The organism is Comamonas sp. JUb58 (assembly GCF_004364775.1).
In the GTDB taxonomy this organism is placed as follows: Bacteria; Pseudomonadota; Gammaproteobacteria; order Burkholderiales; family Burkholderiaceae_C; genus Comamonas.
Window position 1 is genome coordinate 157,452 of record NZ_SOAL01000002.1, and the last position, 26,379, is coordinate 183,830.

The following is a 26,379-nucleotide window of genomic DNA, read 5'->3' on the forward strand; positions in this document are numbered from 1 at the left end:
GCAGCCGCCATTGCGGGCAAGAAACCAGAAACCAGGGCCACGGCCAAACTGCATCGCACTTTGGCGAACAACGGCGGCGGCTGATAAGGGTGTAACACTTTCAACGTCCTGCTAAAAAAGGCAAAGCTCCGCCCTCCCCGCAAAAACAGGGATAACGGCTTGCATAGTCAGTGAAATAGGGTCCTGGCGTTTACGAGGTCTTTATTCTTCCGGCAGCGCCAGAAATACCTCAAAACCTGGAGACCGGCCATCTAGGCCCCGGCTGCATAAGGCAACAAGGCCTGCGAATCTATCACCAATGTCTGGTGTATATATCCAATAAACTTTCAATAAAATTATTGGATATAAAATAATGATTTACCAAAACGATGGGCCTTATTTCATAGTATTTTCAAACTATGGCCAATGGCGTCTGGGTTTCTGGTCTGGTGGCAGAAAATGCTAGTACGCACTATTCTGGTGCGTGTTTTCCGTAAGAGACAAGCAGGTAGGGGCATCGCCATACCGCAACCGGATCGTCTTCGCATGCGGCACAAGCCTTTGATTTACCTCAAATTACCATGGCTACCCCTGCCATACTGGTGCAGCTATCATCGCTTTGTGAGCGCTTTGGCAGGCGATCTGCCCCGCCACTTTCCAGTCCTTGCTGACCACGTTTGCAATGGGCGCACCTCACACCCATAGCCAAGGAAAAAACGATCAATCATCGCATATGCAAGCACCTCCAAGCCGCAAGCAGCGCAAGAGATAGCTTGCAATAAAATATGTCAACAATCATTAACTGCAGTTTTCTCAGGTATTACCGAGCTATCCAGATAATAAAAGTGAGCACTCCCTCCACAGCCTCATTCAGCCATAGATACTGTCTGGCTATAAATAAAAATAAGGCCTACTGTTTTTTTGCATTATGGAAAACGCCATAAAAAATCCCCGCCAGGATTTCCATCCTGGCGGGGTTATGGGTTCTGCCTGATACGGTTTACACCAGCAGCGCGTTCACCCGTTTGACATAGGCGGCAGGGTCATCCGGCAGCCCACCTTCGGCCAGCACGGCCTGGTCAAACAGGATCTGGGCCAGGTCGTGGAAGTGCACCGAGCCGTCCAGCTTCTTGACCAACGGGTGCTCGGGATTGACCTCCAGCACTGGTTTGGACTCTGGCGCAGCCTGGCCGGCTTGCTTGAGCAAACGGGCCAGTTGCAGGCTCATGCCGCTGTCCGAGACCACCAGGCAGGCGGGAGAATCCACCAGGCGGCTGGTGGCGCGCACGTCGTCGGCGCGGTCCTTCAAGGCATCCTTGAGCTTGGCCAGCACGGGCTTGAATGCTTCCGCAGCTTCCTCGGCGGCCTTCTTCTCTTCCTCGTTCTGCAGCTTGCCCAGGTCAACAGCACCCTTGGCCACCGATTGCAGCGGCGTGCCATCAAAGTCCTGCAGGAAGTTCAGCGCCCACTCGTCGACCCGGTCGGCCATCAGCAGCACCTCGATGCCCTTTTTCTTGAAGACTTCCAGCTGCGGGCTGCTCTTGGCAGCGGCCAAGGTGTCGGCGGTGATGTAGTAGATGGCTTCCTGGCCTTCTTTCATGCGCGCCTTGTAATCGGCAAAGGAGCTGTTCAGGCCCTCGTGCGTGGTCGAGGCAAAGCGCAGCAACTTGGCAATGCGGTCCTTGTTGGCCATGTCCTCGCCCAGGCCTTCCTTGAGCACGGCACCAAACTCGCTGTAGAAGCGGCTGTACTTGCCTTCCTTGGCCTTGTCGTCTTCGCTGACCACATCCACCACGCCATCGCTGCCTTCGGCGGCGGCCTGAGGCTTGTCGTGGCGGGCCAGGTCTTCCAGCATCGACAGCACGCGCTTGACCGAGCCATCGCGGATCAGGCGCACATCGCGGCTTTCCTGCAGCAGCTCGCGGCTCACGTTCAGCGGCAGGTCGGCCGAGTCGATCACGCCTTTGACAAAGCGCAGGTACTGCGGCATCAGTGCCTGGGCATCGTCCATGATGAAGACGCGCTTGACGTAGAGCTTGATGCCTGCATGCTTGCCCTGCTGGTACAGGTCAAACGGTGCCTTGGCAGGGATGTAGAGCAGCTGCGTGTACTCGGTATTGCCTTCGACGCGGTTGTGGCTCCAGGTCAGCGGGTCTTCGTAGTCGTGGCTGATGGCCTTGTAGAAGTCCTGGTACTGCTCGGGGCTGATGTCCTTCTTGGCGCGGGTCCACAGGGCGCTGGCCTTGTTCACGGTTTCCCATTCGCCGGTCTTGACCATCTCGCCGGGCTGCTCGTTCTCGCCCTCTTTCCACTCTTCCTTTTCCATCAGGATGGGCAGGCTGATGTGGTCGGAGTACTTGGCAATCACTTCCTTGAGCTTGTAGCCGTTCAAGAAGTCCTGCGCATCCTCGCGCAGGTGCAAGATGATGCTGGTGCCGCGCTGGGCACGGTCGATCTGCTCGACCTCGAAGTCGCCCATGCCGCCGCTGGTCCAGCGCACGCCTTCCGACGCCTCGGCGCCTGCGCGGCGCGATTCGACGGTGATCTTGTCGGCCACGATGAAACCGGAGTAAAAGCCCACGCCGAACTGGCCGATCAGCTGCGAATCGGCCTTCTGGTCGCCGCTCAGCTTGTCCATGAAGGCCTTGGTGCCGCTCTTGGCGATCGTGCCCAGGTTGTCGATGGCCTCTTGCGTGGTCATGCCAATGCCGGTGTCGGTGATGGTCAAGGTCTTGGCCTTGTCATCGAAGGACACGCGCACTTCCAGATCGGGTTGGTCGCCGTACAAACCACTGTCATTGAGCGCTTCAAAGCGCAGTTTGTCGCATGCATCAGACGCATTGGAGATCAGCTCGCGCAAAAAGATCTCTTGGTTCGAATACAGCGAATGCGTTACCAGGTGAAGCAGTTGGGCCACTTCGGCCTGGAAGGAATGGGTTTTTTTGGTCATGGGAGCTCAGTCTTCATCAACACAGATCAAGGGTCTATATGGGTGCAGACCGCGCCGCTTCAAGGTATACCGTCATTTTAGGAATTGCTTATCCAAATAATCTATATCAAGCAAAGATTTATGACATAGATCGCTGATAAATGATCATGATCACCCGTAGAGGAGATTTTTCATTTTCTTTCTACGCGCCATCCCACTCCACTGATATCTCCCCTGACACACTTAACGTTGTGTATCAAATTTTGACATTTGATTGGTGGCATCCGCGCAAAATAAATTCAACTTTAGTTAACCTTTTATTACAAATGAATGTTGTTGAGCGGCATCCCTTGTACAGCGGCACTGGTTTCTTCCAGGCGTTTACAGGGCGTGCCGCTTGGGGGATGTGGGTGCTGGTGCTTGGTGGGCATGTGTCCCTAGCCCAAGCACAGAACGATCAGGCAGTCAGTGCCCAGGTGGAGTCACTGAGCGCTGCCCAGGCAGAGCAGGCCCGGCTGCGCGCCACCATCGAGGCGGCACCCGCCGCCTACGAGGACAACTTCATGAGCGCCGATGATCTGACGGCCTTACGGGCCGGTGAAGCCGAAGAAGTCGACCCCAGCACCTTGCCGCTGGGGCTGCGCAGCTGGGCGCTGGAAAGCCGTCTGGGCATCGCCCGTTCTGACAACGGCCCGTTGGGCAGCCAAAGCGGCACCGAGCTAGGCCAGCGCATCCAGTACCGCCAGCAAACCCTGAACTATGGCGAGTGGCTGCTGCAGGCCAATGTGCGCAGCATGCATGGCGGCCAAGACGCCTTCAATGGCATTGGCGCCCTGGGCTATGCCCGTCAATCCAACAGCCAGCGCATCACCGTGCAGAACCTGGCCATGCCCATCACGCCCGGCATCCGCATGGATACCACCATCGGTGACGGCTACAGCGAGCTGACCACCGGTCTCAGCCAAAACTACCGCCTGATGCTGGGCACCAGCACCGTGCGGGGCCTGTCCACCCGCATCTATGGCGCGGACTTTGACATCAGCGCCGGCATGGGCCAGCGGGGCGATTTGCTGGGCGGCCCCTATCCCGGCTTCGAGAAGAGCCAGGGCACAGTCGCCTGGGTAGGCGCCACCCAGCGCCTGGGTGGCGCCTGGTATGCCGCCGGCCAACTGAACCAGGCCAATAACGTTGCAGCGGTGGACTATGGCCTCTGGAGCGGCCAGGACAGTGGCAGCAAGCGGGTCAGCAGTTGGGCTGCAGCACTGGGCTATGGATCGCCCACGCAGCAGGACGGCGCATTGCGCGGCCGACTGACCGCGCTGGGCAGCAGCACAAGCAGCGATTCGGCACAAACCCCATCTGGCAGCGCACAAGGCCTGTATCTGGAGGCAGACACCAAGCTGGGCCGCTACCGCCATACCTGGGGTGCCTACGTCACCCGCCCCAATCTGCATTTTGGTGACTACCTGCTGCCCTCGGGCACGCAAGGCGCTTACTGGCGCATGGACCATAGCACCAGCCGCATGAGCTGGGGCACGGGGGTGGATGTGGAGCGCATGCGCGCCAGCAGTTGGCCGGCCCAGCAAGGCCAGACCCGCGTGGGGCTGAGCGGCAATCTGCACTACCAGATGGACCGCCGCACCTCGCTGGGCGGCAACCTCAACCTGTACCAAACCCGCTATGAAGGGGACGGCCAGGGCGGTGGCCTGGAGGGCAAGATGCGCAGCCTCTACGCCTATGGCTACTACCAGACCCGCTTTGGCGAGCTGCCGCGCTCGCGCTTCAGCCTGAGCCTGCGCAGCAATGAGCAGATTGTGCTGGGCGATGGCACTGCTACCGGGCGCGAGCTGCAGTGGGAGCAGGACTGGATCAGCGCTCAGCGCGAAACCATGCGCTCCGAGCTGACCACTACCCTGGGCTGGGCGGACGACCGCAGCAACGGCAGCACCCAGCGTTACCCCACATTCGGGGTCCAAGGCCGCTACTGGCCCAGCAGTACGCTGAGCATTTCCGGCAACCTGCGCTACACCTCGCAAAGCGGCGGGCTCTTCACCAGCCGGGGCCTGTCCGGCAATCTGCTGGCCGAAAAGCAGTGGGGCAATGGCTGGAGCATGGGCATGGGTGTGCTGCTCAACCAGGCGCGACTGGCCACCAACCAGGTGCTCAGCTGGACCAGCCCGCAGATCTACCGCAGCAACGACAAGACTGCCTATGTCTATCTGCGCTGGGAAGGCGGCACCGGCCGGCCCTTTGCCGTGGCCGGTGGCATGCCTGGCAATGGCAGTGGAAGCGTGACCGGCCGCGTGTTTTATGACGCCAACAAGGATGGCCGCATCCAGTCCGACGAAAACGGCGCGCAAGGCATTGAGGTGGTACTCGATGGACGCTACCGCGCCACTACCGATGCCGAAGGCCGCTTTTTATTCCCGATGGTCGGCGTAGGCCGCCATCAGCTCAGCATCACGCTCGACAGCGTGCCCCTGCCCTGGGGCAACGCCGATGGCGCAGTGCTGGGCGTCGATGTTCCGCTGCGTGGCGAAGCCAACGCCGAGATCCCCATCACCAAGGTGGAGGACTAGCCATGCAGCAGAACCCAGGCCCTCGCTTGCGCACCCCGTGCACGGTGTGGGCCAAATCCCGGCGCCCAGGCGCTTGCTCTCTTGAAAGACTCGAACCATGAAACACCCAAAATTGAAAGCATTGGCGCTGGGATCTGCCCTGGCGCTGGCCTACGCTGGCCATGCCTTGGCGGAAAGCCAATACGGCTTCTCCTCGGCCGGTACGGGCACCGTGACCGCCACCGCCAAGGTCAACCTGAGCGTGGTCATCCCCAAGCTGATCCTGCTCAAGGTGGGTTCCAGCAATGCCGTCCAGGACACCGTCACCTGGAACGCAACGCTGACCATTCCGCCCACCCCCGGCACCACGCCCACGGCCACCGCCAACAACGTCCAGGTGCCCTGGGATGGCACCGCGCCCACCGTGGCCGTCACCCCTACAGGCAACGTGCTGTCGGTGGCTGCCTGGACCAATGCCGGCACCGCCAACATCAATTGCGCCGTGGGTGCCTGGAGCCCGGCCGCTGGCGGCCCACCCAATGCCAACTTCACCGTGACAGCAGCAGGTGCAACGCCGGTGCCCCATCCCGGCGCCAACCTGGGCGCATGCGCATCCACCACGCTCACCCCCAACACCTTGTTGAGTGGCACATGGACCTATGCGCTGACCGGCACGGCCACCGCCTGGAGCGCCGGCACCTACACCGGCTCCGTCACCTATACGGCGACAGGCGTCTGATGCGCAAGCGCGATGCAAACACCGCCGCGCGTGCCGCCCTGCGGGCAGCACGCGCACCGCTGAGTGCGGGGCTGGTACTGCTCGCCTGCGGCATCATGGTGCCCGCCAACGCCGTCATCATCACGGTCAGCGACAGCGCAGCCACCACCAACTATGCGCTGTCGCTGCAGGTGGGATCTGCTGCCGGTACCGATACGGTGCAGTTCAATGTCTCAGGCAACAATGCAGGCCTTACACCCACCGCCGTCACCGGCTCACCCGCCATTGATATCTCGGTCACGCCGGTGCGTCCGATCATTGCTTCGGAAGTCGCCCGACCCGTCACCTTGCGAGTGGACTCCAGCGCCGGCCTGGTCTGCCAAAGTGGCGCTTGTGGCAGCACCGTTATCCCGTTCAGCAAGATCAGCTGGACAGTCAGCAACAACAGTGGCTCGGCGACTGGAGATATCCAGAGCGGCGTGTTCAACGGCGCGACCAACCAACAGATCGCCAGCTTCAACGCCAATGCCAACATCTGCTCGATTCCGATCATCATTCTTTGTCTGGGCACCTGGACGTACCAGACGCGCAACATGAATGCCACGCGCATGACATTCAGATACGCCAACGATACGTTCTACCCGGCAGGCACTTACCGAGGCACGGTGTATTTCACCGCGTCGATGGAATAAGGAGACGGGTCCATGCCCAGCTTTCGCCTTCGCTGTTGTGCTGCTCTATTGGCCATGGCCGGCGCCTGCGGCCAAGGCGCCCATGCCCAGGCCACCCGGCTGGACGACTCCAGCTCCCCACGTCCCCAGATCAACTCGGATTTTCGCAATGCGCAGATGCTGGATCCGAACACCATCAGCCTGCCTTTCGGACATGTGGAATACCGTTTGGCCACCGCCGCCTATGTGGGCAAGCAGGCCCGCATTTACTACGTCATCCCGTTGGCGGTAGCCGGCCTGCGCTCGCCCATGGGCATGCAGGTGCAATGGCGCAGCAGCGGGCTGTTCCAGGGCGGCATGGGCCGGCCCGGCGACCGCGTGCTGGTCTGGAGCGGCGTGGTGCGTGCGCCCTGGATCACCGAGAGTTTTGACTTGCAGCTGCGCCTGGACCAACGCCAGTTGCAGATGAGCCAGGGCGGCAGCCTGCGCTTTGAATCCTATTTTGAGATAGAGACCCAGCCATGACCGTTTTCCGCTTTTTCCGCCAATCGCTGTCCCTGGCCTTGCCCCTGGTCAGTTGCCTGACCCATGCCGCCCCGTTCGAGATGGCGGTCGCCCCGTCGCGCTTTGAGCTGAGTGCCAAAAACGGCGAGCGCATTGGCCAGTCCATTGACCTGCACAACCTGGGCTCGGCCGCCACCGCCTTGTCGGTACGGACCCTGGACTGGAGCTACTCGGCCGAAGGCCAGATTACCTATCACGACGAACTGCTGCCCGGCAGTTGCCGCCCCTGGGTGGCGCTGGAGCGCCGCACCGTCAAAGTGCCGGCGCAGACCAAACAGGCCTTTCGCTTCCAGATCACGCCGCCGGCCGATGCGCCGCGTGGTGAATGCCGCTTCATGATCGCCGTCGAAGGGGTGGAGCCCGCCCAGCAGACCATCATCCAGAGCGGGGGCGCCAGCCTGAGTCTGCCGGTCACCGGCCGCATTGCCGTGGCCGTCTATGTGATGCTGGGCGGCGCCGAGCCCAAGCTCGAAGTGCAGCAGATCGGCATGCGCGACATGGCCGGCAAGCGCAGCCCTGCCATCACCGTGCGCAACAGCGGTGATGCCCATGGCCGCCTCGAAGGCACGGTGGACGCCAAGGATGCCAAGGGTCGCGACTTTATGCTGGCGGTGGAAGGCACCCCCATCATGCCCGGCCAGACCCGGCACCTGGCCCTGGTCCCCAAGGGCGAAGATGGACAGCCTGCCATTCAGCCCAGCTACCCCATCAAGGCCAGTGGCCTGCTGGACTGGGACAAGGGCAGCTTCAAGCTGAACGCGGATTTCCAATGAGCACGCAGCGCTGCCCGCTGAAGCTGTTGCGCCATGCGCTGCTGCCACTGGTGCTGGCTGCCCTGTGCCCAGCGGCGCAGGCGGGCAGCGCCACCTCTGGCACCGGCAACCTGCCGCGCAACACCCCGGCTGTGGCGCTGAACTTTTCCATCCAGATCGACAAGTATGTGTTTTTCCGCATCGGCGATGGCGTCTGGCCCACACCCGGCGGCACCACCTCACAGGTGGGTTTTAACCTAAGCCCCACCATTCCTGCGGTACCCATCACGCCCATCAACGGCAACAACACCGCCGTTAACTGGAACGGCGCAGCGCCCACATTTGCCGTCACCGCCAGCGGCAATGTACTGCCAGTCGAGGTGCGCAGCAATGGCGGCCAGGTCAGCGTCTATGCCACGGTCACCACCCCGCTGACCAGCGGCAGCAACACCCTCCCGATGAACGTGATCAGCGCGACCAGCAGCGACGCCAACTTACCTGCGCCACCCATTCCGGCCAGCGGTACCGGTACCAGCGTCAATGTCACCGGTGGCGGCACCGGCACCGTCAACAGCCTGGTCACCATTCGCACAGCCATCTGGACCTTTGCGTACAACAACAGCGTCAGCCGCACAGCCGGCAATTACAGTGGGCAGCTGAGTTTTACCGCGTCCGTGCCTTGAGACTACTGCAGCGCCTGCGATAGACGCTGCAAGCTCTGGTGTCGGTCAAGGACCTGCTCGATGTGGCTGGCCAGGTGACCACCGCCGGCGCGAAAATGCACCGCCAAAGCGCCCCGGCCACACACGATGCGCCAGTGGTGCAACGCCTGCGCGCCGCCGGCGCTGTGATTGTCGGCGAGACGAATATGACGGAGTTCGCGTTCTCGGACGTAGGCATCACCCCACATTTCGGCACACCGAGCAATGCCGCCGATGTGCTGCACATCCCCGGCGGCTCCTCCTCAGTAGCCGGGGTCAGCGTCGGCCGGAGCCTGGTCGATATCGCCATTGGCTCGGACTCCGGCGGCTCGGTGCGCATCCCCGCCGCCTTAAGTCGCCCATGCCGCCGCTGGTCCAGCGCAGGCCTTCCGACGCCTCGGCACCTGCGCGGCGCGACTCGACGCTGATCTTGTCGGCCACGATAAAGCCGGCGTAAAAGCCCACGCCGAACTGGCCGATCAGCTGCGAATCGGCCTTCTGGTCGCCGCTCAGCTTGTCCATAAAGGCCTTGTTGCCGCTCTTGGCGATCGTGCCCAGGTTGTCGATGGCCTCTTGCGTGGTCATGCCAATGCCAATGCCGGTGTTGGTGTCGGTGATGGTCAAGGTCTTGGCCTTGTCATCGAAGGACACGCGCACTTCCAGATCGGGCTGGTCGCCGTACAAACCGCTGTCATTGAGCGCTTCAAAGCGCAGTTTGTCGCATGCATCAGACGCATTGGAGATCAGCTCGCGCAAGAAGATCTCTTGGTTCGAATACAGCGAAAGCGTCACCAAGTGGAGCAGTTGGGCCACTTCGGCCTGGAAGGAATAGGTTTTTTGGTCATGTGAGCTCAGTCTTCATCGACACAGATCAAGGGCCTATATGGATGCAAGGCTTGCCGCCTAAAGCCTTCTTGCTATCCATTAATTGCTTATCCAAAAAGCATATAACAAGAATAGTTTTTAGACATAAAACCATCGTCAAACCAAGCTAAATCCTTTCATGAATTTCTTCAAATTTCTTTACATGATGACATGTATCTGTTTGTTATATCCTCTGACACACTTAACGTAAAGTATCGGACTTTTATGATTGATTGCTTGTTTTTTAGTCAAACGACCAGGCCATGACAGTTAACTTCTGATTACAAATGAGTGTTTTCCAACGGCCATTCTTGCACTGCGGTACTGGTCTCTTCCAGACGCTTTCAAGGGATGCCGTATGGGAGAGCTTGGCCCTGGGCCTGTGTTTGTATGCCCTCCCGATGAAAGCGCAGAGCGAGGCAGCAGCCAGCGCCAAGGTGGAGTCACTGAGCCTCGCCCAAGCCGAACAAGCCCGGCTGCGCGCCACCATCGAGGCGGCGCCCGCCGCCTACGAGGACAACTTCATGAGCGCCGATGAACTGACGGCCTTGCGTGCCGGTGAGCCCGAGGAAGTCGACCCCAGCACCTTGCCGCTGGGTCTGCGCAACTGGGTGCTGGAGAGCCGGCTGGGCATCGCCCATTCCGACAATGGCGGACTGGGCAGTGAACAGGGCACCGAGCTGGGCCAGCGCATCCAGTACCGCCAGCAAACCCTGAACTATGGCGACTGGCTGCTGCAGGCCGATGTGCGCAGCATTCAGGGCGCACGAGACAGCCTTAATGGCATCGGCGCCCTGGGCTATGCCCGCCAATCCAGCAGCCAGCGCATCACCGTGCAGAACCTGGCCATGCCCATCACGCCCGGCATCCGCATGGACACCACCATCGGCGACGGCTACAGCGAGCTGACGACCGGGCTGAGCCAGAACTACCGGCTGATGCTGGGTACCAGCACCTTGCGGGGTCTGTCCACCCGCATCAATGGCGCGGACTTTAACTTCAGCGCTGGCATGGGTGCACGCGGCGAGCTGCTGGGCGGCCCCTACCCGGGTTTCGAGAAAAGCCAGGGCACTGTCGCCTGGGTGGGCGCCACCCAGCGCCTGGGCGGTGCCTGGTATGCCGCTGGTCAACTGAACCAGGCCAACAACTTTGCGCCGGTGGACTACGGCTTGTGGAACGACCAGGGCAGTGGCAACAAAAGAGCCAGCAGCTGGGCCGCCTCGCTGGGTTATGGCTCACCCACACCGCAGGATAGCGGGTTGCGCAGCAGACTCACGGTGCTCGGCAGCACGGTCCACAGCGACTCGGCACAAACCCCTTCGGGCAGTGCGCAAGGCCTCTACCTGGAGGCTGAAACCCGCGTCGGCCGCTATCGCCATGCCTGGGGCGCCTATGTGACCCGGCCCAATCTGTATTTTGGCGACTACCTGTTGACCTCGGGCAACCAGGGCGCGTACTGGCGCGTGGACCACAACAGCAGTCGCCTGAGCTGGGGTACCGGCCTGGATATCGAACGCACACGCGCCAGCAGCCAGCCCGTTCAACAAGGCCAGACACGCGTAGGCATCAACGGCAATGTGCACTACCAGATGGACCGCCGAACCGCAGTGGGCGGCAACCTCAACGTCTACCAGACCCGCTATGCAGGCGACGGCCAGGGCGGCGGCCTGGTCGGCAAGATGCGCAGCCTCTATGCCTATGGCTACTACCAGACCCGTTTTGGCGATCTGCCGCGCTCGCGCTTCAGCCTGAGCCTGCGCAGCAATGAGCAGATCGTGCTGGACGATGGCACCGCAACCGGCCGAGAGCTGCAGTGGGAGCAGGACTGGATCAGCGCCCAGCGCGAGACCATGCGTCCTGAGCTGGTCACCACCCTGGGCTGGGCGGACGACCGCAGCAACGGCACCACCCAACACTACCCCACCGCTGGCGTACAGGGCCGCTACTGGCCTAGCAGTACGCTGAGCCTTTCCGGCAACCTGCGCTACACCTCGCAAAGCGGCGGGCTCTCCACCAGCCGTGGCTTGTCCGGCAATCTGCTGGCCGAAAAACAATGGGGCAATGGCTGGAGCATGGGCCTGGGCGTGCTGCTCAACCAGGCACGCCTGGCCACCACCCAGGTGCTCAGCTGGACCAGCCCGCAGATCTACCGCAGCAACGACAAGACCGCCTATGTCTATCTGCGCTGGGAAGGCGGCACCGGCCGCCCCTTTGCCGTTGCGGGCGGCATGGCCGGCAATGGCAGCGGCAGTGTCAGCGGCCGCGTGTTCTACGACGCCAACAAGGATGGCCGCATCCAGCCCGATGAAACCGGCGCACAAGGCATTGAGGTAGTGATGGATGGACGTTATCGCGCCACCACTGATGCCGAAGGCCGCTTCTTTTTCCCGATGGTCGGCGTAGGCCGCCATCAGCTCAGCCTCACGCTCGACAGCGTGCCCCTGCCCTGGGGCACCGCCGATGGCGCGGTGCAGGGCGTCGATGTTCCGCTGCGTGGTGAAGCCAACGCCGAGATCCCCATCGTCAAGGTGGAGGACTAACCATGCTGAAGAACCCATGCGCTCAGGCGCTTTGCTTATCCCTCCTTCAAGGATCTACTATGAAACACCCAAAACTCCATGCGCTGGCCCTGGGCGCTGCCCTGGCTCTGGCCTGCACCGGCCAGGCACTTGCTGAAAGCCAGTACGGCTACTCCTCGACCGGTTCCGGCAACGTGACCGCCACCGCCACTGTCAATCTGAAGGTGGTCGTTCCCAAGCTGGTCTTGTTGAGGGTGGGTAGCAGCAATGCCGTCCAGGACACCGCCTCCTGGGCGACCACGCTGACCATTCCACCCACTCCTGGCACCACGCTGACGACCAGCGGCAACAATGTCCAGGTACCCTGGGATGGCACCGCCCCGAGCGCCACAACCACCCCCACCGGCAACGTGTTGAACGTGTCTGCCTGGACCAATGCCTCCACGGCCAATATCAATTGCAGCGTGGGCACCTGGTCCGCCGCCGGCGGTCCTGGCAATGGCGACTTCGGCGTGACGACCACAGGCAACTTGCCTCACCCCGGTAGTACGTTGGCCGCCTGTGCCTCCACCTCGATCACCTCCAACACGCTGTTGAGCGGCACCTGGACCTATGCGCTGACCGGCACGCCTACCAGCTGGAAGGCAGGCACCTACAACAACAGCGTGGTCTACACGGCAACTGGCCTCTGATGCGCAAGCGCGATGCAACCACCATTGCACGTGCCGCCTTGCGGGCAGCATGCGCACCGCTGAGCGCGGGGCTGGTGCTGCTCGCCTGTGGCATCAGCCTGCCTGCTCACGCTGTTATCACCACGGTCAGCGACAGTGGCAACAACTACGCGCTGTCGCTGCGCGTAGGGTCTGCGGCCAGCATTGATACCGTGCAATTCAATGTCACCGGGAACAACGTGGGCCTCACGCCCACGGCAGTGACGGGCTCGCCCGCCATTGATATTTCGGTGACGCCGCTACGCCCCGCCACCAGCGCGTCGGCCGCCAGGCCAGTGACCCTGCGGGTGGACTCCAGCGTTGCGCTGAGCTGTGTCAGTGGCCCCTGCGGCGGCACCAGCATACCGTTCAGCAAAATCAGCTGGACCAGCACTGGCAACGGCAGTGGTGGCGATATCCAGAACGGCCAGTTCAGCGGCGCAGCCAACCAGCAGTTGGCCAGCTTCAATGCCAATGCCACCTACTGTTCGTTCCCGCTCATTATTTTTTGCTTGGGCTGGACCTACCAGTCCAATGCAATAAGCGCCACGCGTTTGACGTTCAGCTTTGCCAACGACACGATCTACCCGGCAGGCACCTACCAAGGCACGGTGTATTTCACCGCGTCGATGGAATAAAGGAGGCTCGTGCATGCCACGTTTTCGCTTTCCGTGCCTGAGTGTCTTGTTGGCAGCCGCATGCACCTGGGGCCCCAGCGCCTATGCACAGGCCACCCGGCTGGATGATTCCACCTCCCCCCGAGCCCAGGTCAACGCTGATTTCCGCCAGGCGCAGATGCTGGACAACCAGACCATCAGCCTGCCCTTTGGACATGTGGAATACCGCCTGGCCACTGCCGCCTATGTGGGCAAGCAGGCGCGCATCTACTATGTGATTCCGCTGGCCGTGGCAGGTCTGCGCTCTCCCGCGGGCATGCAGGTGCAGTGGCGCAGCAGCGGCCAGTTCCAGCCCGGCATGGGTCGCCCCGGTGACCGGGTTCTGGTCTGGACCGGCGTGGTGCGCGCCCCCTGGATCACCGAGAACTTTGACCTGCAGCTGCGCATTGACCGCCGCGAGCTGCAAATGGGCCAGGGTGGCAACCTGCGCTTTGAATCCTATTTTGAAATCGAGACCCAGCCATGACTTTCTCCACCTTTGTGCGCCGTAGCTTGGCATTCGCACTGCCCCTCATCAGTGGCCTGACCCTCGCATCACCCTTCGAGATGGCGGTGTCACCTTCGCGCTTTGAGCTGAGTGCCAAAAACGGCGAGCGCATTGGCCAGTCCATCGATCTGCACAACCTGGGCTCGGCCACCACCGCCTTGTCGGTACGGACCCTGGACTGGAGCTACTCGGCCGAAGGCCAGATTACCTACCACGATGAGCTGCTGCCCGGCAGCTGCCGCCCCTGGGTGGCACTGGAGCGCCGCACCGTCAAGGTCCCCGCCCAAAGCAAGCAAGCCTTTCGCTTCCAGGTCACCCCTCCAGCCGATGCCCCACGCGGCGAATGCCGCTTCATGATCGCCATCGAAGGCGTGGAACCCGCCCAGCAGACCATCATCCAGAGCGCAGGCGCCAACCTCAGCCTGCCAGTCACCGGCCGCATCGCCGTGGCCGTCTATGTGATGCTGGGCGGCGCCGAGCCCAAGCTGGAAGTCGAGCAGATCGGCATGCGCGACATGGCCGGCAAACGAAGCCCCTCCATTACCGTGCGCAACAGCGGCGATGCCCATGGCCGCCTCGAAGGCACGGTAGACGCCAAAGACGCGCAAGGCCGCAGCTTTAGCTTGGCGGTGGAAGGCACGCCCATCATGCCCGGCCAGACCCGGCACCTGGCCCTGGTCCCCAAGACCGATGATGGCCAGAATGTGCTGCAACCCAGCTACCCCATCCAGGCCAATGGCTTGTTGGACTGGGACAAGGGCAGCTTCAAGCTGAATGCGGATTTCCAATGAGCAAGAAGCGCTGCCCGCGCCAGGCAACATGCCTTGCAGTGTTGTCGCTGGCCTTGGTGATCGCAGGCACTAAGGCACAGGCTGCCAGCGCAACTGCGGGCCCCAGCGCCACCGTGCCCATCGCCACTCCCGCAGTAGCACTGAACTTTTCCATCCAGATCGACAAGTTCGTTTTCTTGCGCATCGGCGATGGTGCCTGGCCCACGCCGGGTGGCACCACCTCGCAGGTCAGCTTTAGCTTGAGCCCCTCTATCCCTGCCGTACCCACCACACCCGTCAATGGCAGCAACACCGCCGTCAACTGGAGCGGCACAGCGCCCCCATTCGCGGTCACCGCCAGCGGCAATGTGCTCCCGGTCGAGGTGCGCAGCAACGGCGGCCAGGTAACCCTGTTTGCCACCGTCACCACGGCGCTGACCAGCGGCAGCAACACCATTCCGATGAACATGGTCAGCATCACCAGCAGCGACGCGGCGCTGCCGGGACCGACCATTCCTGCCACAGGTACCGGCACCAGCGTCAATGTCAGCGGCGGCGGCGCTGGCACCGTCAACAGCCTGGTCACCATCCGCACGGCCAACTGGACCTTTGGCTACAACAGCGCCATCAGCCGCCCCGCCGGCAATTACAGCGGGCAGCTGAGCTTTACCGCGTCCGTGCCATGAGGCGATGCCAGCGCCTGCGATAGATGCAACAGCCCCTGGTTATTGGTTACGATGGCCATCCCATCTAATTTTTGAATACCTAAGCCATGCCCACCAGCGCCGAACGCCTTGCCCAGAGCCTGCAGACCCTGAACTCGCTGGGCGACGAGGCGCAGCGCATCTTCACCCAGCTCTACCCCGATGCCGCCCAGGAGGCCGCGCAGGCCGCAGACCAGCGCGCAGCGCGCGGCCTGTCGCTCGGCCCGCTCGATGGCAAGCTCGTGTCCGTCAAGGACCTGCTCGATGTGGCTGGCCAGGTGACCACCGCCGGCGCGAAAATGCGCCGCCACAGCGCCCCGGCCACACACGATGCGCCAGTGGTACAGCGCCTGCGCGCTGCCGGCGCGGTGATCGTCGGCAAGACGAACATGACGGAGTTCGCGTTCTCGGGCGTGGGCATCAACCCCCATTTCGGCACACCGGGCAACGCGGCTGATGTGCGGCACATCCCCGGCGGCTCCTCCTCGGGTGCCGGGGTCAGCGTGGGCCGGGGCCTGGTCGATATCGCCATTGGCTCGGACACCGGCGGCTCGGTGCGCATCCCCGCCGCCTTCAATGGTGTGACCGGCTTCAAGCCCACGCAAGCGCGGGTCTCGCGCGACGGGGCTTTTCCGCTGTCCTACACCCTCGATGCGCTAGGCCCCTTGGCCCGCAGCGTGGCCGATTGCGCAGCCGCCGATGCCATCATGGCCGGCACCATCCCCCGAGCCCTGCCCCAGCGCAGCCTGCAAGGCCTGCGCATTGGCCTGCCCCAGGGCCTGCCCTGGACCGATTGCAGCGCCGAGGTGCTGGACCAGACCGAGCAGGCCATCGCCAGCTTACAGGCGCAAGGCGCCAGCATCCGCAAGCTGCCCTGGCAAGCGCTGATGGCCGCCCCCGCGCAGCTGCAAAGCGAGGGTACCTTGATTGCCGCCGAGGCCGCCGCCATCCACCAACAGGCACTGGTGCAGGAGCGCGATGCCTTTGACCCGCGCGTGCTCTCGCGCATGGACAAGGGCCGCGCCTTGACGGCGCCCTACTACATCCAGCTGCTGCAACAGCGCCAGCAATGGATCGCCAAGATGGATGCCGCCATGCAGGAGGTGGATCTGCTGCTGCTGCCCACCATCGCCATCACCGCGCCAGCCATTGCGCCGCTGCTCGAGGACGACAGCGCCTTCTTCGCCGCCAACGCGCTGATTCTGCGCAACACCTCGATCTTCAACTTCTACGACCTGCCTGCCATCTCGCTGCCGCTGCCACGCAGTGCCGGCAGCCTGCCGGTGGGGATGATGCTGGTGGGCGCACGCATGCAAGACCAGGCGTTGCTGGCCATGGCCGCCGCTGCCGAACAGGCGCTGGCCCAGGCATAGGGAGCGCCGCATGGGACGCGCAAGCCTGCAATGGAGCCCCGAGATGCTGGCCGCCTTGGGAACGGACAAGGATGCGGTACTGGCCGAGCGCTGGGGCACCAGCGCCAAGACCGTGAACCTCAAGCGCAACAGCCTGGGGATAGCCGCCTTTGGCCATGTGGAATGGACGCCGGAAATGCTGGCCGCACTGGGCCAGGAGAGCGATGCCAGCCTGGCCACCCAATGGGGCATCAGCAAGGCCAGCGTGGTGGCCAAGCGCGGTGCCTTGGGGATCGCCCCGCAGGACAGCAGCCGGGGCAAGCAAAGCCAGCACAGCTGGCAACCTAACGAGGTGATGCTGCTGGGCACTGCATCCGATGCCGATGTGGCCGCGCAGTTGGGACTGAGCCTGGCAGCGGTGCGCAATGCGCGCATGGCCCGGGGCATTGCAGCGGCCCGCCCGCAGAAACCGCCGATCGCCAAAAACTAAGCCCTCCCAGACCCATCAGGCCGGAGAGGGCTTTGGCAAGCCACCGCCCTCAATGAGAGCGGATGCGCAGTCAGCTTAGAACTGCTCGTTCTCGCCCAGATAGCGCCACTGCCCCACCGGCAGATTGCCCAGCACCACCTTGCCGATGCGGATGCGCTTCAAGCCCACCACAAACAGGCCCACGGCCTCGCACATGCGGCGGATCTGGCGCTTCTTGCCTTCGCGCAGCACAAAGCGCAGCTGCTCGGGGTTTTGCCATTCCACACCAGCGGGCAGCAGGGCTTCGCCATCCAGGGACAGGCCATGGCGCAGCAGCGCCAGCTTGTCTTCAGGGAAGTGCTGCTGCACATCCTGCTCGACGGCGCCATAGGTCACGCGCACCAGGTATTCCTTCTCAACCTCGGAATCCTCGCCAATGATGTGCTTGGCAATGCGGCCGTCCTGGGTCATCACCAAGAGACCGATCGAGTCGATATCCAGACGGCCGCAAGGGGCCAGGCCCTTGAGCTGGCTGAAGTTGAAGCGGGTCTTGCTGTGGTCCTCGCGCCAGTGGTTGGGCGGGTTGACCAGCACCACCGCTGGCTCATGGCCGTCTTCGGCCTGGCCGCTGACATAGCCCATGGGCTTGTTGATCAGAATCGTCACCTGCTGGGCCTGCAGATCCTGCGCTTCACGCCGGATCTCGATCTTGTCGGTCAGCTCCACCAGCTGGCCCATCGTCGCGACTTCGCCATTGACCAGCACCCAGCCGTTCTCGATCCAGGCATCGCCCTCGCGGCGTGAGCACAGGCCCAGGTCAGACATGCGCTTGTTCACGCGCACCTGGCCTTCGGCCTTCAGCTGCTCATTCTGGGCCTGGGCCTTGGCGGTCTGCATCGTGCGCTGGGGCGCATCGGCGCGCCAGACGTTCGATGGCATCTCCCGGCGTGGTGGTGGGCCGTCCCGGCGCGGGGCTTCGTCGCGTGGACGCTCCGAGCGGAAGCCATCCTGGCGTGGGCCGGCGCCAAAGGAACGGGGTCCGCCCTCACGTGGGCCGCCCTCGCGGGGGCCGTCCGAGCGGGGGCCAAAACCACGGGGACCGTCATTGCGGCGGTCATCCTGGCGCGGGCCAAAGCCACGTGGGCCGTCGTTACGGCGGTCGTCCTGGCGGGGGCCAAAGCCACGTGGGCCGTCGTTGCGGCGGTCGTCCTGGCGCGGGCCTGCGGGGCGGCGGCCATCCTGGCGCGGGTCACGCGATCCGGCACCTACGGAGACAAAGTCACCGCGCCCGGCATAGGGGCGCGCGGCATCGGAGCGACCTGCATAAGGGCGCGCATCGTCACGGCGGCCACCATCAGCGCGGTCGCCAAAACGGCGTTCCTGGCCATAGCCACCGCCGCGTGCCTCACCACGGCCAAAACCGCCGTCGCGGCTGTCGCGGCCGGGCCAGCTATCCCGGCTGCCACGCTCACCCCGGTTGTCGCGTGCGTCACGACCATCGCGGCTATCACGGCTGTCCCTGCCGCCTCGGTTGTCGCTGAATCGGCTGTCGCCGCCAGCACGGGGCCCTGTAGGGCGAGGGCCACCAGCTGAACGCGGACGGTCCGCACCCGGCCCTCCGTCACGGCCACGCGCCACAGGAGCGGGCGCGGGTTTGCGGGTCAGGGTGAGTTTTTTGCGGCCTTCGCCATCGTCGGCGGCAGGCGAATCAGCTGGAGAGCGGGGATTTGACATAGCCCGCTATTGTCGCGTGTCTTGCCATTCCAAGCGGGGCGCACGGCTATGGCGTCTGTGGATAAGTCTGTGCACAAAGAAGGGCAGGCACCCTGCCTGTTTTTTCAGCAGCGCTTACAACTTGGCCCCTTACTTACGTAAATGCCTGGCCGCTGGCCATGCGCCTCCGCATTCCCACCGCTATCGCCCAGCATCACAGCCCGCCAAGCCCCTGCCCATGCGGCTTGGCGCGATATGCATCGGAATGCGTACAGATGTGAGCACTGCAAGCGCGCTTAAAAACAGCAATTATTGAGGCGTAGCATGGACTTATTCATTATTGAGGAGATAAGAATGAAGACCACCACCACCCCAAGCACCCCACGCCATGCGCTGTACTGGCTGCCTGCCGCCGTTCTGGTCCTGGGCGTTGCGGCTTTGAGCGGTTGCGACAAGGGCGCCTCCAATGCGCCAATGCCACGGGCAACGCCGGACAACACGACGCCCGGTGGCTCGATGCCCGCACCGCCGCCTGCAGGTGCAACGCCAGAAACACCCGCAGCGCCAGCCACAAAGCCTTAAAAGCTGGGTAAGTCTAGAGATCGAAATCTGCCCGTTGCGGCTTGACCAGCCAGCCCTGCCCGCGCAGGGCCTGCAGATCGAGCACGCGCAGGCCGCCGTATTCAATGCGGATAAAGCCCTGGTGCTGCAAAGCGGCCAGGGCTTCGTTCACCCGCTGGCGCGACAGGCCCACCAGGTAGGCCAGCTCCTGCTGCGTGATGCGCAGCACATCGCTGACGCCTGGGCAGAGCACGGGGTTGAACAAGGCGGCCAGGGTGCGGGCCACCCGTTCTTCGGGCCGGTTCAGGCGGTCAATCTCGCGTGCGCTGATGAACTGCGCCAGCCGCTCGTTGAGCTGGTGCATCACAAAGCGGTTAAAGCCTAGCGAATGGTCCAGCAGCCAATGGAAGGCATCGACCGGAATACCGCAGACGGAGCTTTTGCGCAGTGCCTGGATGTCGTAGCGGTAGATCTCGCGCTTCAGCGCCGTGCCCTCGCCAAACCAGCCGGTGCGCGGCAGGCCGGCAAAGGTCATGGTGCGGCCCTCGCTGTCTTCGGCGCTCATCTTGAGCAGGCCCTCGATCACACCAAACCAGTAGGTCACCGGCTTGCCCACGCGGCAGACATACTCGCCCGGCTCGGCCTCAGTCACCATCAGCTGGCGCACGGCGTATTCGCGCTCGGCAGGCTGCAGAACGGGGATCCAGGGGATATCGGCCACTTCCGCAGCATGCGGGGCACGGCGGCGTTGGTAGAGAGAGGCATGCGGGCTCATGGCGGCCAAGAATGCACGAGGCCGCACAGGCTGCAAAGAGGGGCGCTACCAGGGTTGGCCCTGCACTTGTCACCTGCGCAGCAAGTAGGTTCTGCACAACAGGCGGCCCGCTAGACTGGAGCGTTCATCGCTCAATGACTATCCAATCTCCCATGTCCGATCTGAACCGCCCCCACTCCCCCATCGCAGCCCTGGCGTTGGCCGCCGCACTGCTGGCCCCTGGCCATGCGCTTGCCGCCCCTGCTTGCGCTGCAGCATCGCCCGATGCCCAGGTGCTGGCTGGCAAAACCTGGCTCACCACCGCCGTCTACGAAGGCGATGACCGCAGCAGCAACCTGGTGGAACGCTACCCCGGCGTCGTCGGCATCTCGCTCTGGGATGCCTGCAGCAACCGCTACGAATACTTTGACCCTGCCACCGGCCGCTCGCGCAGCCAGCAAGGCGGCGCTGGCTGGTTCTTCTTTACCGGCGACCGCCAGTACCAGCACACGGTATCCGACAACGGCACCCAGCTGCGCCGCAAGATGGAGGTGATCAATACCACCGAATTCACCTACTCGCGCCAGGTCCCCAAGGACATGCGCGAGGGCCAACCGCTGGTCACCATCCATGTGGTGCACACGCCCTATACCGGTGCTTTCCAGGTGCAGCCCAGCGCCGGCATCGGCCGCCAATAGTCTGCCGCCAAGGCCGTGCTGCGGCCTGGCCGCAGCTACACTGGCAGCCTTGCGCACCGCCCCTTAACCCAACCCCAAGAGGTCCCCATGTCCGATCTGAACACCGCCTTTGAAGCCGCCAAGGAAGCCGCCCTGAACATGAGCGAGCGCCCCGACAACCAGACCCTGCTGAAGCTCTACGGTCTGTACAAGCAAGGCGCCCATGGCGACAACAACGAGCCCAAGCCCGGCTTCACCGACTTTGTCGCCTCGGCCAAGTGGAACGCCTGGAACCAGTGCAAGGGCATGGCGCAGGATGATGCGAAGCAGCAATACATCGACATGATCCAAGAGCTCCTGTAAGAGGAACTTTGAAGACTCAGAGCTGCTGGCGGAAAAACGCCAGCACCTCGGCCGCCCAGCGCTTTTGAAAAGCGCTGCGCTCAAAGCCCGGCGGGTCACTGCAGATCTCCGGCGCCGCAGCGGCCAGCTGCGCACTGCAGGGCGCCAAAAACGCAAAGTGCGCAGCCCCTGCCACCACTTGCACGGTCGGTTTGGCAGACTTGCCGGCAGGCAGCCATTTAGCCAGCGCCTGCACAGCGCCCGCAGGCACTCCCTCCCCACCTTGTTCTGAGGCCCAGAGCTGCAGCGGCAGCTTGAGCTTTTCCAAACCACTGCTGGCACCAAAGGCGGCCAGCGGATCGGCCAGCACCATGGCCTTGATGCGGGGCTCCGGCTGGGGCTTCAGCGCAGGGATCTGTCCTTGTGCGATGGCCTGGCACATGGGCGATTGCGGCTCCGGGCAATGGCCTGCCAGCTGCGCAAAATCCGGCTTGGCACCGGCCAGCACCAGGCCGGTATAGGCCCCGCGTGAAAAGCCCAAAAAACCAATGCGCTGCGCATCCAGCACGGCGCTCCAGCGGCGGTCTGCCAGCACGCCATCGATAGCGCGGCGCACATCGGCGGGCCGCGCCTCCAGTGCTGCAAAGCTGCCACCTTGGGCCAGGTTCAGGGCTGAATCCAGGCTGTGGTTCAGGCTCAGTACGGCGATGCCGCCATCGGCGAGCGCTGCGGCCATGTTCCAGTGGCTGAGCGCGCTGCCCGCATAGCCATGCGAGATGACGACCAAAGGCAGCTTGCCGCTGGCAGCAACCGGGCAATCCTCAGTGGCCATGACCTCAAAAGGCCCGCGCTTCAACGGCGCAGGCGGCTGGGCGCAAGGCGTCCAGAACATGGCTTGCAGCGGCGGCTCGCCCGCCAATGTCAGCCGCTGCAGGCCCGCGCTGTGTGCTGCCCAAGCGCCGCCCGCCAACAGCGCTGCCAGCAGCGCGGATCGACCTATTCCCATTCGGTATCTCCCTCCATCCAGCCCCAGCGCTGGAATATTTGCCTGCCGCAGGAAAGTACCTACAGCGTTTTCCCGCAGATTGTCGTCATAAAGACAAAACAACGTCAAAGCTGAATCTACATTCGGTTTCAACAGGACGCAAGGCATGGCACTTGTGATCTACAAAAAACGGCATAGGAGACAACCATGTCAACGACATTTCCCAAGCTATTGCTGCAGCACGCTGCCAATCGGCCCGAGGCCGCAGCATTGCGTGAAAAGGAATACGGCATTTGGCAAAGCTATAGCTGGTCCGAGCTGGCCGTGATGGTCGCCAAGATTGCCGCAGGCCTGTCGCAAGCCGGCCTGGCGCGCGGCGAGCACCTGGTGCTGATGGGTGCCAACCGCCCCCGGCTTTATGCCAGCATGCTGGCCGCCCAGTCGATTGGCGCCATCCCTGTGCCGCTGTACCAAGATGCGGTAGCGGCCGAATGCGTGTTTCCGCTGAACAATGCCGAAGTGCGTTTTTGCCTGGTCGAAGACCAGGAGCAGGTCGACAAGCTGCTGGAGTTGCGCGAGCACTGCCCGCAGATCAGCCATGTCTACTACGACGACCCACGAGGCCTGCGCAACTACGAAGAGCCCGGCCTGGCCTCGCTCGACAGCCTGATCGCCAGCGGCGAGACCTTTGTGGCGGCCAACCCCGGCTGGTTCCAGCAGCAGGTCGATGCCACCAACAACGGCGATGTGGCGGCGATGTTCTTCACCTCCGGCACCACCGGCAACCCCAAGGGCGTGGTGCACACGCATAGCTCCTTGCTGGAGAGCGCCTCCGCCGGCGCCGAGTTTGAAAAGCTCGGCCATGGCGAGGAAGTGCTGGCCTACCTGCCCCCGGCCTGGATCGGCCAGAACATCTTCAGCTACTCGCAATGGCTGGCCTGCGGCTATGTGGTGAACTGCCCCGAGTCCAATGCCACCGTGCAGATCGACCTCAAGGAAGTCGGCCCCACCTACTACTTTGCGCCGCCGCGCGTGTTCGAAGGCATCCTCACCAGCGTGATGATCCGCATGGAAGACGCCGGCCTCATCAAGCGCAAGATGTTCCACCACTTCATGGCGGTGGCCAAGCGCGTCGGTCCGGCGCTGCGCGATGGCAAGCCGGTGAGCCTCTTGGACAAGATCAGCTACAAGCTGGGCGACCTGATGGTGTTTGGCCCGCTGCGCAACAACATGGGCTTCAGCCGCGTGCGCGTGGCCTATACGGCCGGTGAAGCGATTGGCCCCGATCTGTTCAGCTTCTTCCGCTCCATCGGCATCAACCTCAAGCAGCTCTACGGCTCGACCGAGACCGCCGTGTTCGTCTGCATCCAGCCCGACAACCAGGTGTTTGCCGATACCGTGGGCAACCCGATTCGCGGCGTCGAGATCAAGATGGCCGAGAACGGCGAGATCCTGGTCAAGTCACCCGGCTTGCTCAAGGAGTACTACAAGAACCCCAAGGCGACCGCCGAGGTGCTGAGTGAAGACGGCTGGTACCACACCAGCGATGCCGGCTTCATGGACAAGAGCGGCCAGCTCAAGATCATCGACCGCGTCAAGGACGTGGGCCGCTTGAAGGGCGGCAGCAACGACGGCGCCATGTTTGCGCCCAAGTATGTCGAGAACAAGCTCAAGTTCTTCCCCTTCATCAAGGAAGCTGTGGCCTTGGGTGATGGGCGCGAGAAGGTCTGCGCGATGATCAACATCGACTTCGAGGCCGTGGGCAACTGGGCCGAGCGCCAGAACCTGCCCTACGCCGGCTACACCGACCTGGCGCAAAAGCCGCAGGTCTACACCTTGATCCAGAACTGCGTCGAGAAAGTCAATGCCGACCTGGCCACCGATGCCATGCTGGCTGGCAGCCAGGTGACGCGCTTCCTGATCCTGCACAAGGAGCTGGATGCCGATGACGGCGAGCTGACCCGTACCAACAAGGTGCGCCGTGGCTTTATCGCCGACAAGTACGGCGTGCTGGTCGATGCGCTCTACGCCGGGCGCAGCGAGCAGTTCATCGAGACCCAGGTGAAGTTCGAAGACGGCCGCACCGGCAGCGTCAGCGCCACCTTGAAGATCGCCGACAGCAAGACCTTTGCGCCGCTGAAGTCGGTTGCCTGAGCGCCCAGCCAAGAGAAAGCCACCCATGAGCAAAAAAATCGGTGACGTCATTCTTGACATCAAGAACATCAGCCTGCGCTTTGGCGGCGTCAAGGCGCTGACGGATATCTCCTTCAACGTCAAAGAGCACGAGATCCGCTCCATCATCGGCCCCAACGGCGCCGGCAAGAGCTCCATGCTCAACTGCATCAACGGCGTCTACACGCCGTCGGAAGGCGCCATCAGCTTTCGCGGCCAGACCTTTGCGCACATGAACAGCCGCCAGGTCGCCGAGATGGGCGTGGCCCGCACCTTCCAGAACCTGGCGCTGTTCAAGGGCATGAGCGTGATCGACAACATCATGACCGGCCGCAACCTGAAGATCAAAAGCAACCTGCTGATGCAGGCGCTGCGCCTGGGCCCGGCCCAGCGCGAGGAGATCCAGCAGCGCGAGTTTGTCGAGCACATCATCGACTTTCTGGAGATCCAGGCCTTCCGCAAGACACCCGTGGGCCAGCTGCCCTACGGCCTGCAAAAGCGGGTCGATCTGGGCCGCGCGCTGGCGATGGAGCCCAAGGTGTTGCTGCTCGATGAGCCTATGGCCGGCATGAACGTCGAGGAAAAGCAGGACATGTGCCGCTTCATCCTCGATGTGAACGACGAGTTCGGCACCACCATCGTGCTGATCGAGCACGACATGGGCGTGGTGATGGACATCTCCGACCGCGTGGTGGTGCTGGATTACGGCAAGAAGATCGGCGACGGCACGCCCGAAGAAGTCCGCAATAACGAAGATGTGATCCGCGCCTATCTGGGCGCAGGCCACTGAGCACAGACCCCAGGGGACCGCAATGGCATTTTTTCTTGAAACTTTGTTTGGTGGCCTGATGGTGGGCATGCTCTACGCGCTCATCGCGCTGGGCTTTGTGCTGATCTTCAAGGCCTCGGGCGTCTTCAACTTCGCCATGGGCGCGATGGTGCTGTTTGCCGCGCTGGCCATGGCCCGCTTTTCGGAATGGATTCCGAAGTGGCTGGGCATGGAGCCCGGCGTGCTCAGCATTGCGCTGGCGCTAGTCGTTGCCATGGTCATCATGGTCGGCGTGGCCTGGGCGATCGAGCGCTTTGCGCTGCGCTACCTCGTCAACCAGGAACCCATCGCGCTGCTGATGGCGACGCTGGGCATCGCCTACTTCCTCGACGGCCTGGGCCCGATGATCTTTGGCTCGGCCGTCTACAGCATCAATGTGGGCATGCCCAAGGACCCCATGTTCGTCATGGAAAGCCTGTTCCAGGGCGGCGTGCTGATCAGCCAGGAAGACCTGTATGCCGCCGGCATTGCCGCCGTGCTGGTGCTGGTGCTGAGCGTGTTCTTCCAAAAGACCAAGACCGGCCGCGCCCTGCGCGCCGTGGCGGACGACCACCAGGCCGCCCAGTCCATCGGCATCCCGCTCTCGCGCATCTGGGTCATCGTCTGGTCGGTGGCCGGCTGCGTGGCGCTGGTGGTCGGCATCATCTGGGGCTCCAAGCTGGGCGTGCAGTACTCGCTGTCCCTGGTCGCCCTGAAGGCCTTGCCGGTCGTGATCCTGGGTGGCCTCACCTCGGTGCCCGGCGCCATCGTCGGCGGTCTGATCATCGGCGTGGGCGAGAAGCTCTCCGAGGTCTACCTGGGCCCCTATGTGGGCGGCGGTATCGAGACCTGGTTCGCCTACGGTCTGGCGCTGTGCTTCCTGCTGTTCCGTCCCCAAGGTTTGTTTGGCGACAAAATTATTGACCGCGTGTAAACGGAGACT

At 63.0% G+C, this 26,379-nt stretch carries 24 protein-coding genes and 2 pseudogenes; 21 read left to right on the forward strand and 5 right to left on the reverse strand.

Going from position 1 to position 26,379, the window contains the following annotated elements; all coding sequences use genetic code 11:
* Nucleotides 1–979: 979 nt before the first annotated feature.
* The gene (gene htpG, locus EDF71_RS02980) at nucleotides 980–2,929 is read right to left on the reverse strand and encodes a molecular chaperone HtpG (protein WP_133855153.1); all 1,950 of its coding nucleotides are present in this window, start codon (nucleotides 2,927–2,929) and stop codon (nucleotides 980–982) included.
* A gap of 410 nt (nucleotides 2,930–3,339) precedes the next feature.
* On the opposite strand from htpG, the gene EDF71_RS02985 reads away from it, so the two are divergent.
* The 7 genes and pseudogenes from EDF71_RS02985 to EDF71_RS03015 form a co-directional block, all read left to right on the forward strand.
* Nucleotides 3,340–5,487 (forward strand): hypothetical protein, encoded by a 2,148-nt coding sequence (locus tag EDF71_RS02985; RefSeq protein WP_133855154.1) that lies wholly within the window; start codon nucleotides 3,340–3,342, stop codon nucleotides 5,485–5,487.
* Between the two features lie 97 nt (nucleotides 5,488–5,584).
* A complete protein-coding gene (locus EDF71_RS02990) occupies nucleotides 5,585–6,205 on the forward strand; it encodes a hypothetical protein (protein ID WP_232539510.1) in 621 nt (206 codons plus the stop codon).
* Entirely contained in the window at nucleotides 6,205–6,876 is a 672-nt protein-coding gene (locus EDF71_RS02995) for a hypothetical protein (RefSeq protein ID WP_243854145.1), read from the forward strand. The genes EDF71_RS02990 and EDF71_RS02995 overlap by 1 nt, the downstream gene beginning before the upstream one ends.
* Nucleotides 6,877–6,888: 12 nt before the next feature.
* The gene (locus EDF71_RS03000) at nucleotides 6,889–7,380 is read left to right on the forward strand and encodes a hypothetical protein (protein ID WP_243854146.1); all 492 of its coding nucleotides are present in this window, start codon (nucleotides 6,889–6,891) and stop codon (nucleotides 7,378–7,380) included.
* The gene (locus EDF71_RS03005) at nucleotides 7,377–8,192 is read left to right on the forward strand and encodes a hypothetical protein (protein WP_243854147.1); all 816 of its coding nucleotides are present in this window, start codon (nucleotides 7,377–7,379) and stop codon (nucleotides 8,190–8,192) included. The genes EDF71_RS03000 and EDF71_RS03005 overlap by 4 nt, the downstream gene beginning before the upstream one ends.
* A complete protein-coding gene (locus EDF71_RS03010; protein WP_243854148.1) occupies nucleotides 8,189–8,854 on the forward strand; it encodes a hypothetical protein in 666 nt (221 codons plus the stop codon). Before EDF71_RS03005 ends, EDF71_RS03010 begins: the two co-directional genes overlap by 4 nt.
* Before the next feature lie 38 nt (nucleotides 8,855–8,892).
* Nucleotides 8,893–9,225, forward strand: a pseudogene (locus tag EDF71_RS03015) (amidase family protein); the annotation flags it as partial.
* Nucleotide 9,226: 1 nt separating this feature from the next.
* On the opposite strand, the pseudogene EDF71_RS03020 reads toward EDF71_RS03015, so the two are convergent.
* Nucleotides 9,227–9,727, reverse strand: a pseudogene (locus EDF71_RS03020) (ATP-binding protein); the annotation flags it as partial.
* A 410-nt stretch (nucleotides 9,728–10,137) separates the two neighbouring features.
* On the opposite strand from EDF71_RS03020, the gene EDF71_RS03025 reads away from it, so the two are divergent.
* From EDF71_RS03025 to EDF71_RS03060, 8 genes are all read left to right on the forward strand, one after another.
* Nucleotides 10,138–12,276 (forward strand): hypothetical protein, encoded by a 2,139-nt coding sequence (locus tag EDF71_RS03025; protein WP_133855155.1) that lies wholly within the window; start codon nucleotides 10,138–10,140, stop codon nucleotides 12,274–12,276.
* A 59-nt stretch (nucleotides 12,277–12,335) separates the two neighbouring features.
* Nucleotides 12,336–12,947 (forward strand): hypothetical protein, encoded by a 612-nt coding sequence (locus EDF71_RS03030; RefSeq protein ID WP_133855156.1) that lies wholly within the window; start codon nucleotides 12,336–12,338, stop codon nucleotides 12,945–12,947.
* Entirely contained in the window at nucleotides 12,947–13,603 is a 657-nt protein-coding gene (locus EDF71_RS03035) for a hypothetical protein (protein ID WP_243854149.1), read from the forward strand. Before EDF71_RS03030 ends, EDF71_RS03035 begins: the two co-directional genes overlap by 1 nt.
* Before the next feature lie 13 nt (nucleotides 13,604–13,616).
* Nucleotides 13,617–14,108: a hypothetical protein gene (locus tag EDF71_RS03040; RefSeq protein ID WP_243854150.1), complete on the forward strand. Its 492-nt coding sequence runs from the start codon at nucleotides 13,617–13,619 to the stop codon at nucleotides 14,106–14,108.
* Nucleotides 14,105–14,920: a hypothetical protein gene (locus EDF71_RS03045; RefSeq protein WP_243854151.1), complete on the forward strand. Its 816-nt coding sequence runs from the start codon at nucleotides 14,105–14,107 to the stop codon at nucleotides 14,918–14,920. The genes EDF71_RS03040 and EDF71_RS03045 overlap by 4 nt, the downstream gene beginning before the upstream one ends.
* Nucleotides 14,917–15,585, forward strand: a complete 669-nt coding sequence (locus EDF71_RS03050; RefSeq protein ID WP_133855157.1) for a hypothetical protein — start codon at nucleotides 14,917–14,919, stop codon at nucleotides 15,583–15,585. Before EDF71_RS03045 ends, EDF71_RS03050 begins: the two co-directional genes overlap by 4 nt.
* An 86-nt stretch (nucleotides 15,586–15,671) precedes the next feature.
* On the forward strand, nucleotides 15,672–16,976 hold the full coding sequence (locus EDF71_RS03055; RefSeq protein ID WP_133855158.1) for an amidase: 1,305 nt from the start codon (nucleotides 15,672–15,674) through the stop codon (nucleotides 16,974–16,976).
* A gap of 10 nt (nucleotides 16,977–16,986) precedes the next feature.
* On the forward strand, nucleotides 16,987–17,445 hold the full coding sequence (locus EDF71_RS03060; protein WP_133855159.1) for a hypothetical protein: 459 nt from the start codon (nucleotides 16,987–16,989) through the stop codon (nucleotides 17,443–17,445).
* A 75-nt stretch (nucleotides 17,446–17,520) separates the two neighbouring features.
* Here the strand turns inward: EDF71_RS03060 and EDF71_RS03065 are convergent, their stop codons facing one another.
* Nucleotides 17,521–19,158: a pseudouridine synthase gene (locus EDF71_RS03065; RefSeq protein ID WP_133855160.1), complete on the reverse strand. Its 1,638-nt coding sequence runs from the start codon at nucleotides 19,156–19,158 to the stop codon at nucleotides 17,521–17,523.
* Nucleotides 19,159–19,491: 333 nt separating this feature from the next.
* Here EDF71_RS03065 and EDF71_RS03070 point away from each other — a divergent pair, with 333 nt between their 5' ends.
* Nucleotides 19,492–19,719: a hypothetical protein gene (locus EDF71_RS03070; RefSeq protein WP_133855161.1), complete on the forward strand. Its 228-nt coding sequence runs from the start codon at nucleotides 19,492–19,494 to the stop codon at nucleotides 19,717–19,719.
* Between the two features lie 13 nt (nucleotides 19,720–19,732).
* On the opposite strand, the gene EDF71_RS03075 is transcribed toward EDF71_RS03070, so the two are convergent.
* Nucleotides 19,733–20,473, reverse strand: a complete 741-nt coding sequence (locus EDF71_RS03075) for a Crp/Fnr family transcriptional regulator (RefSeq protein ID WP_116926186.1) — start codon at nucleotides 20,471–20,473, stop codon at nucleotides 19,733–19,735.
* 152 nt (nucleotides 20,474–20,625) lie between these two features.
* Between EDF71_RS03075 and EDF71_RS03080 the strand changes: the two genes are divergently transcribed.
* Together EDF71_RS03080 and EDF71_RS03085 are read left to right on the forward strand one after the other, a co-directional pair.
* A complete protein-coding gene (locus tag EDF71_RS03080; protein WP_133855162.1) occupies nucleotides 20,626–21,150 on the forward strand; it encodes a DUF4822 domain-containing protein in 525 nt (174 codons plus the stop codon).
* An 87-nt stretch (nucleotides 21,151–21,237) separates the two neighbouring features.
* On the forward strand, nucleotides 21,238–21,492 hold the full coding sequence (locus tag EDF71_RS03085; RefSeq protein ID WP_021028674.1) for an acyl-CoA-binding protein: 255 nt from the start codon (nucleotides 21,238–21,240) through the stop codon (nucleotides 21,490–21,492).
* A gap of 16 nt (nucleotides 21,493–21,508) precedes the next feature.
* On the opposite strand, the gene EDF71_RS03090 is transcribed toward EDF71_RS03085, so the two are convergent.
* Complete coding sequence (locus EDF71_RS03090) at nucleotides 21,509–22,477, reverse strand: dienelactone hydrolase (protein WP_133855163.1); 969 nt, start codon at nucleotides 22,475–22,477, stop codon at nucleotides 21,509–21,511.
* Between the two features lie 186 nt (nucleotides 22,478–22,663).
* Between EDF71_RS03090 and EDF71_RS03095 the strand changes: the two genes are divergently transcribed.
* The 3 genes from EDF71_RS03095 to EDF71_RS03105 are packed head-to-tail and all read left to right on the forward strand — an operon-like array spanning nucleotide 22,664 to nucleotide 26,370.
* The gene (locus EDF71_RS03095; protein ID WP_133855164.1) at nucleotides 22,664–24,610 is read left to right on the forward strand and encodes an AMP-binding protein; all 1,947 of its coding nucleotides are present in this window, start codon (nucleotides 22,664–22,666) and stop codon (nucleotides 24,608–24,610) included.
* A 25-nt stretch (nucleotides 24,611–24,635) separates the two neighbouring features.
* Nucleotides 24,636–25,418 (forward strand): ABC transporter ATP-binding protein, encoded by a 783-nt coding sequence (locus EDF71_RS03100; RefSeq protein WP_133855165.1) that lies wholly within the window; start codon nucleotides 24,636–24,638, stop codon nucleotides 25,416–25,418.
* 22 nt (nucleotides 25,419–25,440) lie between these two features.
* Nucleotides 25,441–26,370, forward strand: coding sequence for a branched-chain amino acid ABC transporter permease (locus EDF71_RS03105; protein WP_133855166.1), 930 nt, complete (start codon nucleotides 25,441–25,443; stop codon nucleotides 26,368–26,370).
* Nucleotides 26,371–26,379 lie beyond the last annotated feature (9 nt).